Genomic DNA, 12,952 nt, shown 5'->3' with positions numbered 1-12,952 from the left:
GTCCGGGTTTTCAATTCCCTTGTTTTCATTGTGAGAATCGCTGATGTCTGGGTTTCGAAACCAAATGGCGGTGTTCATCCTGGTATTGTCTGCATTGAATCTGATCCCCGCGACAGTGGGACAGTGTGATGATCCTGTGTTTTCCGGTCCACAGGCCGGCGAACCGTTGCGTGGGTTTGAGTTGCAAGGTGTCTATGATGACCTCGCCGACAAGACCTTTGATCCGATTGCATTGGCAGGCGGCAAACCAACGCTGGTCGTATTCGTACATAAACTGACGCGGCCGGGAATGGCGCTCACGCGGGCACTCACCAGTTACGCCCACTCGTTGGTCGACCCCGCACCTGCGGCGGTTGTGGTTTGGTTGGATGACGACCAAGCCAAAGCCAAGGAGTATCTGAATCGGGCTCGCAAATCATTGCAGTTCCAAGTCCCCGTGGGAGTTTCCGTCGATGGCGGCGAAGGTCCCGGCGCGTATGGTCTGAATCGGAACGTGGAATTGACGATCCTGATCGCCGATGAAAACAAAGTGGTGGCCAATGCAGCTCTGGTACAGCCATCGTTGACCGATGGACCCAAGATTGCTGCTGAGTTGTCAAAACGATTGAAGCAAGAACCGCCGACGGTTGAGACGTTAGAAAAATTCGCGTATCCGGGCCGACAGGACAGTGCAATGAAGCGACGGGCGAGGTCCGCCGCACCTACAGCCCCCAAGCCTGAAGCCGAGCGTTGAAAATTCATATCACGACGGGTCTGTGTGGTTTGCTGCTCGCTTGGTCGGCTGTTGCAATGGCGATCGAGTCTGGCGGGCAAGGCAGTGCCATTCAAGCGAACGATAGTAGAGACATACCGGTTGAGATCGACTTTGATACACAAGTCGTGCCACTGTTGACACGTTATGGATGTAACGCGGGGGCGTGCCATGGTGCCGCGATCGGACGGGGCGGATTGAGTTTGTCATTGTTCGGATCCAATCCGAAAAAAGACCACTTCGCTCTGACGCGGGATTTGGAAGGGCGACGTGTGAATTTGTTTGACGCTTCGAAGAGTCTACTGCTGCGAAAAGCGACGGAGTCGATGGAGCATGGCGGTGGCGAACGATTTGATGCGGGTTCATTGGCCTATCAATGGCTCGAGCGATGGATCGATTCTGGAGCACGTCGCGAGGGTGGCCGGACTGTGACTGAGGTGGTGTTTCATCCGGAATCGGTGATGTTGGACCAGCCGGGAACTTCGGTTAATGTTTCAGCGAGAGCCACTTTTTCCGATGGGACCCGTCAGGATGTGACCCGCTGGACAGTCTGGGAATCAGATGACCCCGAATCCGTCTCCGTTGAGACTGACAACCAGCAGCTGCGAGTGCATCGTCGCGGGGAACACGTCGTCATTGCCCGCTACCTGGACCGAGTGAAGGCGATTCGATTGGCCGTTCCGATGCAGGATTTGGTCGCCAATGACACCTCAGTTGGTCCGCCGGATCTTGAACAATCCGGTTTGATTGATCGATACATCACACAGAAACTTAGGCGGTTTCGAATCCCCGCTTCTGGCGACGCGGATGAGTTCGCGTTCGCGCGGCGGGCGTGGCTGGATCTGGCGGGACGATTGCCACCGGTTGACCAACTTCAGCGTTTTGCGGTCGATCCGGATCCACGGAAACGTCAACTCCTGATCGATCGTTTGCTGGCCGCAGACGAATTTGCCGACTACTGGGCTTTGAAATGGGCCAATATTCTGGCCATCGATAGCAAGCAGTTGCAACCGGCGGGCGCGGAGGCGTTTCAGCGATGGTTGGTCCAGCAAATCCGTGAGGATGTGCCATGGAACCGCGTCGCAGAAGAAATGCTGACTGCCAATGGCGACGGATATGACATCGGGCCGGTGAATTTTTTGCGATCCGCCGGCGGGCCTCAGGGGCTGGCTGAATCGGCCACGCGAGTGATGATGGGAGTGCGACTGCGGTGTGCGAATTGCCACGACCATCCCTTTGATCATTGGCGGCAACAAGACTATCACGGGCTGGCAGCAATTTTTGCCAAACTGCAACAGGGCCGCGTGGTGCGTTCATTGCCAGGCAGCGAAGTCACCGATCCGGTCAGCGGCCGGCCGGCAACTCAACGAATTCCAGGAACCCGAGATCTAGCCGGCGACGCCGATGGTCGGCAACAATTCGCCGACTGGGTGACTGACCCAGAAAACGCCTACTTTGCACGCGCAACAGTGAACCGCGTCTGGGCTCAGTTGATGGGGCGCGGGTTGATCGATCCGGTCGATGATATTCGGGCCACGAATCCACCGAGTCATCCAGAGTTACTGGACGCGCTGACGAGGGAATTCATTGCGCACGATTTCCGAATGAAACCACTGGTGCGAATGATTTGTCTGTCCGACGCCTACGGTCGATCGTCTCGGCCATCGCCAGGAAATGAAAACGATCGCAACGACTATTCACATCGCATGGTTCGGCCATTGGAGGCCGAGGTGTTGGCCGGAACGATTGCCGACGCGACTGGCGTCGCGATGACCTTTGGTGACAGCGATGCAACCAATGCGTTGCGGATAACCGACAACCGTTTGGAATCCACGGCGCTGGATGTACTGGGGCGTTGTGACCGTGAAGCGGCCTGCGAGGCCCCTGCGCTGGATGCTGGGTCGATGGCTCAAGCCCTCCACTTTCTTAATGGCGACTTGATCAATCAACGCTTAGTGGATCCAACCGGGGCGCTTAGCAAGCTGTTGCGGGATGAACCCGACGATTTGCGTTTGGCAGACGCATTGTATTGGCGAACGCTGTCACGACCGATGCAAGATGCCGAGGCGTCGTTTTGGCAAGCAGAATGGAGCAAGATTCAAGACGAAACGGGGCGGTGGTCAAGTCTGGGCGATCGCCAGGAGTTTTTTGCTGACTTGTTTTGGGGATTGTTGACCAGCAAAACCTTTTTGACCAATCACTAGCTGAGTCAGTGAGATTGCGGTGGCTTCTTTGACGACCATCCCGAGAGTTTTTCAAATGATGTTTCCAAATCAAGTCTGCCAGCGGCGCCGTGATCTATTGCATGTCGGTGGATTGACGGCGTTGGGGTTGGGCATTGGTGACTGGTTTCACGCCCGGGCCGGGTTGGCATCGGAGACAGATTCGGCGGTCACGGCAAAGTCGTGCATCTTGTTGTGGTTGGATGGCGGTCCCAGTCATCTGGATTTGTTTGATTTGAAACCAGAGGCGCCGGCGGAGATTCGGGGTCCCTTTCAACCGATCTCGACGAACGTGCCTGGGATTGAGATCTGTGAACAACTTCCACGCACTGCGGCGATGATGGATCGGATTGCGCTGGTGCGTTCGATGACATCGACGCTGGGGGAGCACAATTTTGCCAGTCATTATTTGTTGACCGGCTACGAACCCAGTCGCGCATTGACCTATCCTGGGTTGCCGTCGGTGGTGAAATGGTTGGGCAGCCAGAATCCGCCGGGAACATTGCCTGCGCTGCCGACCAATATTGCGATCACCCGCCCCAATGCGATGCTGGGGTGCGGCTATCTTCCGGAATCGACGTCGCCGTTTGTGATCGACGGCGATCCTTCGAAGCCCGATTTTCGGGTTCAAGATCTGCAAACGCTGCCTGGGATCACGGCGGGACGACTGGACCGACGTCGCAAGTTCCGTGAAGTCGTGGAGGAGTTTTCTGGACATCAACACCAGCAACTCTCACAATCAACGCCAGGCGACAGTGCGTTTGATCAAGCGTTTCGATTGGTGCAATCGCCGCAGGCTCGCTCGGCTTTCGATTTGGAACGTGAACCTGATTCGACGCGTCTGCGATACGGTCGTCATACGCTTGGCCAAAGTTGTCTGATGGCGCGACGTTTGATCGAAGCGGGCACAAAGTTTGTGACGGTGACTGACCGCGGCTGGGACACGCATGAGAATCTGTTCAATCGATTGAAAGAAGGCTTCACCGGTGGAACGGCTGGCAAGATTCCAAAATTGGACCAAGCGTACGCCGCCTTGTTAGACGATTTGGCGGAGCGAGGGTTGCTCGATTCGACGTTGGTGATTGTGATGGGAGAATTTGGTCGGACTCCCAAACTGAATACCCGTGGTGGCCGCGATCACTGGCCGGGAGCGTTCAGTGTCGCGCTGGCCGGTGGTGGGGTGACCGGTGGCCAGGTGATCGGGCAAAGTGATTCGCACGGCCAGAGACCCGCGGATCGCCCGGTTAGCCCAGCCGATTTGGTGCGTACGATTTATCGCTTGATCGGAATCGACGGCGACAGGGAATTGCAAACCAGCGATGGCAGGCCGGTACAGATCAACCGCGACGGAACGGTGATTGAGGAATTGGTTTGAGATCGGATCGCAGCCGAGACGGATTGGCTCTGTTTTGCCTCTTGTCACACGGTGTGAGCGGCATTTTCAACGGCGAATTGAGAATGGAATTGGTCAACTCGCATGAAAACAGCTAGGATGGAGCGGAATGTGTGCGCTGTTGCCGCACCCGCCGAAGTCCTACCAATATCGCCAACGGTGCCTTGATTTTGCCCTCCATTCCGCTGATCTATCGAGTAAGTATTGCGCTTCCGGTCGGATTGCTATTGTTGCTTTGTCCGTCCGTACAGGCCGATCAAACGGTTCCCGACAGGGTCGATTTTAATCGTGACGTGCGACCGATCTTCAATGAGCACTGCGTGGCTTGTCACGGCGGTGTGAAACAGGCCGGTGGATTGAGTTTTGTGTACCCCGAAAGCGTCGAGGGGGTGATTGAGCCAGGCAGCGCAAGCGATTCGTACTTACTTGATCGAGTGCTGTTGCCGGTCGACGAAGAAGAGCACATGCCGCCGATCGAGCATGGTCGGGCGCTCAACGAAGCAGAGATCGCGACGTTGCGGGGGTGGATTGACCAGGGGGGCGAGTGGGGCAAGCACTGGGCGTATCAGCCGCCGGCGAAATCGAATCTGAATCAGGCCGAAGATGATCAATGGAGTCGCAGCCGCATTGACCGATTTATTCTGCGGAAATTGCGTGCGGCGGAATTGAGTCCACAGCCAGAAGCCACTGCGGCGCGTTGGTTGCGGCGTGTCACGCTGGAGTTGACTGGTTTACCACCAACGCCGGACGAAGTGGACGCGTTTGAACTGGCTGCTGAGCAGCTGGGAGATGTGGCCTATGAGCACGCGGTGGACCGATTGTTGATGTCATCCCGCTATGGGGAACGCTGGGCCAGCGTTTGGTTGGACACAATCCGCTACGCCGATTCCAAGGGACTGGGACTCGATGGACGTCGTACGATTTGGCAATTTCGCGATTGGGTGATTCGTGCGCTCGGCGCGGACATGCCCTACGACGAATTCACGATCAGTCAGCTGGCAGGGGATTTGTTGCCTGATCCAACGATGGCCGATTTGCTGGCCACGGCTTGTCATCGAACCACACAAACCAACGAGGAAGGCGGGACGGACGACGAAACGTTTCGTACCGAAGCGGTGATCGATCGTGTCTCGACGACATGGCAAGCCTGGATGGGTTTGTCGTTCGGCTGTGTGCAGTGTCATTCGCACCCCTATGATCCCATCGAACACGAAGAGTTCTATGAATTCTTGGCGTTCTTCAATAACACGACCGACAGTGACTTGGGAAACGAGTTGCCGACGTTGGCCGTTCCAGTCGACACCGATGACTACCCGTTGGCTCGAGAACTGGACCAGCAAATCGAACAGATTTGGAAAGGTGAATGGGATCGTGTGAATCAGTTGGTGGTCGATGGATCCCATTGGAAACCGGTTTCCGATCTGAAATTGCAGACCAACAACAACACGCAAGTCGTTGTCAGTCACGATGCGGGAATCGAGCAGTATCAAACCACGGGCACGGTGCAACGAAACACGACCGTCAAAATCGACTGCAAAGTGGATCCGTCGGTTTCAAAAATCACCGCGCTGCGTTTGATTGGATTTCCAAAAGATGCCGCGAAAGCGTTGGTGGATTCCGAATGGGGATTTTTAGTGTCTCACATCGATGCCAGCGTACTGGCTAGTGACGGTGAAACGACCAAGCTTGAATTTGCAGAGGTGATTTCCGACGAGCCTGACCCGCTGCTTGATCCCAACGATAGTTTGAATGCGAAATCAAGCCGCGGTGTCGGACCGTATTCACGGATTCACTATCCACGCACGGCGGCGTTTCTGTTGAAGACTCCCGTTGCATTGAACGACGGCGATCGCTTGCATGTCGACTTGGTTTTTAACGGGGTTGAACTGGGCGCGTTTCCGCTGATCGCTCATCGTGGCCAGATTGCTGTCAGTGATTCCAACGGATTTACGAATTGGTTGGACGATGAAGATCGTGTGGCAAATCGGCAAACGATCCAGGAACTGCGAAATAAACGTAAGGCAATTGCATCGATCCCAACGCCGATCATGTCACAGCGGTACGAACCATTCAGCCGGCCTTCGCGGGTGTTTGATCGTGGCAATCAAATGACCAAGACGGATCCCGTCGAACCAGGCACACCAGGTTTTTTGCCGGCGTTGTCGGATCAGCCGGTGTCACCACAAGATGCTCGGCTGGCAATGGCACGCTGGGTTGCAAGTCCGCGAAATCCGTTGACGGCGCGCGTCGCGGTCAATCGAATTTGGAGTCAACTGTTTGGCGTCGGGATTGTGGAAACCCAGGAGGATTTTGGGATCGCTGGCGCGGCACCGTCGCATCCGGAATTGCTGGACGATTTAGCTGCCCGTTTTCAGGACGAAATGGGATGGAGTATCAAGACGCTGCTGCGAGAAATCGTGCTTAGTTCAACCTACCGCCAATCGGCCCGCATCACGCCGGAGGCATTGCAAATCGATCCATTCAATCGGTTGCTCAGCCGTGGTCCACGCAATCGATTGCCAGCGGAAATGATCCGCGATCAAGCATTGTCGATTGGCGGTCTGTTGAGTGACAAACAATTCGGTCCGCCCGTCTTTCCGCCGTTGCCCGGTGGAGTTTGGAAACCGTTTCAGGGCAGTGACAAATGGTCGACGGTGGCACCGACTGACCCGAACCGCTACCGCCGGACGATCTATACCTACACCAAACGAACGATTCCTTACCCGGTGATGGCATCGTTTGATGCGCCCTCGCGAGAATTTTGCTCGATGCGGCGTTTACCATCCAATACGCCTCTGCAGGCGTTGATGACGCTGAACGATGCGACCTTTGTCGAAGCCGCCCAGGGGCTGGCCGGTCGAATGGCCGATCACGACGGCCCGATCGATCAACAATTGGATTATGGATTCCGGTTGGCAACCTGTCGGTCGCCTTCGGAAACCGAGAGGGCAGCGCTGCGAGAGTTATACAACGAAAGTGGCGACGATTCTCAGGCGGCAATGACCGCCGTGGCCAACGTACTAATGAATTTGGATGAGGTGTTAAGCCAGTGATTGGAAACCGAATGAGCCTCGTCGAACAGGCAATCCGCCAGAAATTAGAACTTGAAACACGGCGTCACTTTTTGCAGCAATGCGCAACCGGATTGGGAGCGACATGGCTGGCATCACAGAACGGATCTGCTATCGCTACGTCCGCTGACAACGCCATGCGATTGCCCGCGAAAGTCAAGCGTGTGATCTTTTTGCACATGATCGGCGCCCCCAGCCAACTGGAGTTGTTCGATTACAAACCGGCCTTGGAAAAGTTCGACGGGAAAGACTGTCCGAGCGAGTATCTGGAAGGCAGCCAGTTTGCGTTCATTCAAGGCACTCCGAAGATGCTGGGGCCACAATACAAGTTCGCTCAACATGGCGACTGTGGTGCCTGGGTTTCGGATCGTCTGCCCCATTTTTCCAAGGTCGTCGACAAGGTTTGTTTTATCAAGTCACTCGAAACGGATCAGTTTAACCATGGCCCTGCGCAGTTGATGGTTCATTCCGGCCAATCAAGGGTGGGTTACCCCTCGATGGGATCTTGGGTGACTTGGGGATTGGGTTCAGAGAATGAAAACCTGCCGGGATTCATTGTCTTGCTTTCCGGTGGGCGTCAGCCTCGGGTTGGCAAAGCGTTATGGAGCAGCGGTTTCTTGCCCTCGGTCTACCAAGGTGTGCAATGTCGATCAAAAGGCGATCCGGTCTTGAATGTTTCCAATCCGACAGGCGTTTCGAGGGACCAGCGTCGCGCGGTGCTGAACACCTTGGATCGATTGAACGAGTTGAATTATCAATCGTTCGGTGATCCGGAAACACTGACGCGGATGAATCAGTATGAGTTGGCATTTCGGATGCAAACGGCTGTCCCCGAAGCGATGGATATTTCCCAAGAATCAAAACAGATTCACGAGGAGTACGGGACCGAACCGGGGGCCGAATCATTCGCGAATAATTGTTTGTTGGCACGCCGATTGGCCGAGCGCGGGGTGCGATTCATTCAGTTGTTTGACTGGGGGTGGGACGCCCACGGAACAAACGAATCGGAGTCGCTCGGAAAGGGACTGACCAAGAAATGTGATTCCGTCGACCGTCCGATGACCGCGCTGTTGAACGATTTAGAACGACGTGGAATGTTGGATGAAACGCTGGTTGTGTGGAGTGGTGAGTTTGGTCGCACATCGATGGCTGAAAATCGGGGCGGACAGCAGACCAAATTCCGCGGTCGCGATCACAATCCGAATGCGTTCACGATCTGGATGGCCGGCGGCGGGGTTCAACCCGGAATGACCCACGGCGCCACGGATGAACTTGGGTATCGAATCGCAGAATCCCCAGTGCACCTGCGAGATTTTCATGCGACCGTTCAGCATTTACTGGGCATCGACCATGAAAAAATGGTGTATCGATTTCAAGGCCTGGATCAAAAATTGACCGGTGTCAAACCCGCCCGAGTCGTCAACGAAATTCTGGCGTGAGATTGAATCAGTTGTAGGGCGTTCTCGCGAGCCAGTGATTGATCCTGATCCGACGCGTCACGGGCTGTTGATTAGGGTGGGAATGGTAACCCGATGCGTCAGCGAGGGATCCCGCTAACACCCAAAATTTCTCGCTCACGCGTCGGGTTACCATAAACGCGCTGGCTTCAAAACTGGCGCGTCGGGTTGGGATAAGCAGCACATCTTCAACAGCTTGTCAGCACGTCGATGCGGTGTTTAGGCGGCTTCGCCTTCGCTGATTTCACCGTTGTCGCTGACGTCTTCGAAGCGAATTGAAACACGTTTGCTGACACCAGACTCTTGCATGGTGACGCCGTACAAGGTGGTTGCGGCGGTCATCGTTTTTTTGCTGTGGGTGACAACGACAAATTTGCTGTGGTCCAAGAACTCATTCAACACGGTCACAAAGCGACCGATGTTGGCTTCGTCAAACGGCGCGTCGACCTCGTCCAACACACAAAACGGGCTGGGTCGGTATTGGAAGATCGCCATCAAAAGTGCGACGGCGGTCAGGGCTTTTTCACCACCGGATAGCAATGAATTGCTGAAACTGGGTTTGCCTGGCGGGGTGGCCACGATCTCCACGCCGGCTTCCATCGGATCGTCGGAATCTTCGAGCACCAAATCAGCGTGCCCACCACCGAACGACTTGCGATACAGTTTCTGAAAGTTCAATCGGATTGCTTCCAGCGTATCCAGGAACAAGCGTCGGCTATCGGCATTGATGCGCCCGATGATTCGTTGCAAGGAATCCTTGGCCGCCGACAGGTCTTCGTATTGACCGTTCAGGTGGTCGTACCGTTCCTGCAATCCCTCGAGTTCCGCTAGCGCTTCCATGTTGACGTTGCTGGTTCGCATCAACTGATCGCGCAGACGGTTGATTTCTTCGTCCATCGCCTGGCGGTCTTCGATCTCGGCAAGTTCCTGCGGTGGATCGTCGTTTTCGAGATCAATCTGGTAGTCTTCTTGGATCCGTTCGGCCAACGTGCCCAGACGGTGTTTGGCCCCGTCACGGCGACTGGTGATGGCGTGCACCGCCTCGCTTGCTTTGGCAGCATTCTTGATCGCTGCTTCACTGGCAAGCATGGTTTCGCGGTTGGTCTGACGAACCCGTTCGGCGTTCACCGCTAGTTCTTTTAGTTCCTGCTCAGATCGTTCGCTGGCAGAATTCAATTCCAACAGTTCGAGTGTGGTTTGGTCAATTCGCTCGTTCAATTCGGCTAAGCGTGTGTAGCCACCGTCGGCGCCGGATTGGGCATCGGCGACGGATGCAACGCGTTCGGATTGATCACGACGCTGCTGGTCGATCATCGCGACCAGTGCTTCGTGTTTCTGTTCGGCCCGTGCGACTTCAACCGAGATTGACGTGACGGCGCTGCTGGCGGATTGCAGCGCTTGCTGAGTTTCCGAGAGTGTTTCTTCGATATCAGCCGACTCGCTCTCCAAGACCTCGATCTTTTGGCGACCATTCAGGATTTCTGCGGCCAGGGAGTCGGTTTCTGACTTAAGCTCGGATTGTCGTTGCCGCGTCGATTCCAATTCGGACTTGGTCTCGCGATCGGTTGTCTGGCAATTCGTCAGGCGCTCGCTGGCGTGCCGACGTTCGGCTTGGGCGGCAGCCAATTCGGTGACCAGATTTCGGTAGGCGATTTCTAAACGCCCGAGTTGACTGGAATGGGTATCGACCAGGCCCGCCAATTCGGCGATGGCATCGTCGTTTTCCGAAATTTGAAACGTGTAACGCTCGATTTCTTCGGCTGCGGCGTGCAATTCGCTGCGTCGGCTGACGAGTCCAGTCGCCGAAGCGGCGGGGCCTAGGATCATTGTCCCATCGCTTTCGATGACCTCGCCTTTGCGGGTCACGACTCGCTGCCCGGGACCGCCTAGACGAGTGACGATCTTGGCGGCCTGTAGGTCCTCGACCAACCAAGTCGACGAGAGCAGATGGCAGATCAATTTGGATTGCTTGGGGTCACACTGGATGACTCGATCCGCTCGACCGATTACACCTTGCAGCCCGTCGAGCTGAATTCGGTTTTCTTTGGGCGGCTCCGGTAGCAGGTCACTACGAATGATCCCTAAACGGCCGTCGACTTGAATCTCGCCACTGCTGATCGCGTCGGCCAGGTCACCCGATCGGGCAACCATGTATTGCGATCGTTCGGCCAGTGCGGCGTCGATCATCGGGGCGACGTCAATATCTGCCGTGACCAAGTCGGCCACCATGCCTTGGATCGAATTGGCCAGCGGATGACCGGGTTCAGACAATTGCTGGATCACGGTACGGACGCCACCGGAGACGCCTTCGTGCCGCAGTTGCAGATCTTCCAACACCAAATAGCGTTGGCGAACGCCTTCCAGTCGAGTGCGCAGTTCGGCGGTTTCACCACTGCGGCGGTCGAGTTTTCCGCGCTGCTCCTGAGTCGCGATCTCGGCCGCTCGAACCTCGGTTTTTGCAGTTTCAATCTCTTGTTGCAGTTGCTCGACATGCTCGGCACGCTGGGCATCGTCGGCAATCGCGGTCTGCAGAGCGGCGGACGCCTCCGCGGCGCGTTTGGTCAAACTGACCAAGGACCGTGCTGCTTCGGAGAGTTTTGATTCCAGGTGTTGGCGATTCGACTCCATTTCAGCGACGTTTCGCAGTGCTGCCAAGTGTTGGCGTTGGGTGCGATCGCGAAGCTGCAGGATTTCATCCGTCTCGGCCTGGATCTTGTCTCGATCCAATTCGATCTGAATGGCCCGCTCGGCCACTGCCGTGACTTCGTTGTGACTTGTTTCCAGACGCTGCGCGGCTACTTTCAGATCTGCGGCTGCCGCTTCGGCTTGAACCTTTAACGACCGCATCCGCCGCAGCGAGTTGGCGACCGCCAGTCGCAATTCTTGGACGGACGATTCGTCGGCATCTTTGCGTCCCGAGAGCGTCGCGACTTTGCCCAGCGTTTCACGGCGCTGCGATTCCAGCTCGTTTGCTTGGTCGGCGATCTGTTGCAGTTGCATGTCAGCGGCTTGCCGACGCGCTGTCATTTCCTCGCGCTCGGCTTGCAGCTTGTTTTGCAACTCGATCGCTTCGGCTAGTTCGGACTCGCACCCCTGGACTTCAGTGTTCAGGTTTTCCCAGTCCGTCCAAGCGGCGACGGTCCGAAGTTCTTTCAGACGCTCGCTGGCTTGGCGGTAGCGTTCCGCCTTGCTGGCTTGACTGCGGACGCTGCGCAATCGCGTTCCCACTTCTTCGACAATGTCGCTCAGCCGAGTCAGGTTGGACTGCACGCGGGCGAGACGTCGTTCAGCTTCGATTTTCTTGGCTTTGAAACGGCTGATGCCGGCCGCTTCCTCAAAAATGGCTCGCCGGTCCTTGGCGTTGGCTTGTAGCATCCGATCGACTTTGCCCTGTTCGATCAGACTGTACGCATCAATACCAATTCCGGTGCCGCGAATCAGGTCACGAACATCTTTCAAGCGGACGGCTTGTTGATTGATCAGGTATTCACTTTCACCACTGCGATAGACGCGGCGAGTCACATGGACTTCGGGGGCATCGACAGGCAAATTGCCGCTGGAATTATCGAAGATGATGGTGGCTTCGGCAGCAGACGCCGCCGGACGTGTCTGGGAGCCCTTGAAGATGACGTCCGACATCTCCTTACCACGCAGGCTCTTAGCGCTCTGCGATCCGAGCACCCATTTCATCGCATCGACGATATTTGATTTGCCACTACCGTTAGGGCCGACCACCACCGTGATCCCATCAGGAAAATCAAAGCGCGTGCGATCCGCAAAGCTTTTGAAGCCGGCGAGTTCGAGAGCTTTGAGCATACGAGGGGGGTGGTCCGGTGGATGAGGGCAAACTAGACGAAGAAAACCACGCTTTCCTCACTCTCAAGGTTAGATAAAAGCCTTCAGCGGGGATAGTTGGTTTGCCCGCAAATGAGTGGAAGCAGGCGGTCTGGGCGCTAAAACTCGACTTGCGACTTTGGCGATGGATCCGGTATTTCCAGTTATTCCGATTGTACCGGTCGAAAATGCGTCTGAAACTCTTGTCTATCGATCTATCGATT

The 12,952-nt window shown here is 55.9% G+C and carries 6 protein-coding genes; 5 read left to right on the top strand and 1 reads right to left on the bottom strand.

Annotated features, from left to right (window positions below):
* Positions 1–43 precede the first annotated feature (43 nt).
* The 5 genes from NHH03_RS23755 to NHH03_RS23735 all read left to right on the top strand — a co-directional run bounded on the left by NHH03_RS23755 (position 44) and on the right by NHH03_RS23735 (position 8,876).
* Complete coding sequence (locus NHH03_RS23755) at positions 44–733, top strand: hypothetical protein (protein ID WP_253160422.1); 690 nt, start codon at positions 44–46, stop codon at positions 731–733.
* Positions 730–2,955: a DUF1553 domain-containing protein gene (locus tag NHH03_RS23750; RefSeq protein WP_253160419.1), complete on the top strand. Its 2,226-nt coding sequence runs from the start codon at positions 730–732 to the stop codon at positions 2,953–2,955. The genes NHH03_RS23755 and NHH03_RS23750 overlap by 4 nt, the downstream gene beginning before the upstream one ends.
* Positions 2,956–3,010: 55 nt before the next feature.
* Positions 3,011–4,348, top strand: coding sequence for a DUF1501 domain-containing protein (locus NHH03_RS23745; RefSeq protein WP_253160416.1), 1,338 nt, complete (start codon positions 3,011–3,013; stop codon positions 4,346–4,348).
* A 248-nt stretch (positions 4,349–4,596) separates the two neighbouring features.
* The gene (locus NHH03_RS23740) at positions 4,597–7,419 is read left to right on the top strand and encodes a PSD1 and planctomycete cytochrome C domain-containing protein (protein WP_253160413.1); all 2,823 of its coding nucleotides are present in this window, start codon (positions 4,597–4,599) and stop codon (positions 7,417–7,419) included.
* An 11-nt stretch (positions 7,420–7,430) separates the two neighbouring features.
* Complete coding sequence (locus NHH03_RS23735) at positions 7,431–8,876, top strand: DUF1501 domain-containing protein (protein WP_253160411.1); 1,446 nt, start codon at positions 7,431–7,433, stop codon at positions 8,874–8,876.
* A gap of 237 nt (positions 8,877–9,113) precedes the next feature.
* Here the strand turns inward: NHH03_RS23735 and smc are convergent, their stop codons facing one another.
* Positions 9,114–12,710 carry a chromosome segregation protein SMC gene (gene smc, locus NHH03_RS23730; RefSeq protein ID WP_253160409.1) on the bottom strand — a complete coding sequence of 1,199 codons (3,597 nt, stop codon included), beginning with the start codon at positions 12,708–12,710 and terminating at the stop codon, positions 9,114–9,116.
* Positions 12,711–12,952: the final 242 nt, after the last annotated feature.

The sequence above is a fragment of the Stieleria tagensis genome, assembly GCF_024129865.1.
Taxonomy (GTDB): domain Bacteria; phylum Planctomycetota; class Planctomycetia; order Pirellulales; family Pirellulaceae; genus Stieleria; species Stieleria tagensis.
Note: the sequence above shows the minus strand (reverse complement) of the source record. Positions and strands in the feature narration are given on the sequence as shown.

Excerpts from the sequence above, each read along its gene's own strand:
- smc (WP_253160409.1), bottom strand. The coding sequence starts at position 12,710 with ATGCTCAAAGCTCTCGAACTCGCCGGCTTCAAAAGCTTTGCGGATCGC.
- NHH03_RS23735 (WP_253160411.1), top strand. The coding sequence starts at position 7,431 with ATGAGCCTCGTCGAACAGGCAATCCGCCAGAAATTAGAACTTGAAACA.
- NHH03_RS23745 (WP_253160416.1), top strand. The coding sequence starts at position 3,011 with ATGATGTTTCCAAATCAAGTCTGCCAGCGGCGCCGTGATCTATTGCAT.
- NHH03_RS23755 (WP_253160422.1), top strand. The coding sequence starts at position 44 with ATGTCTGGGTTTCGAAACCAAATGGCGGTGTTCATCCTGGTATTGTCT.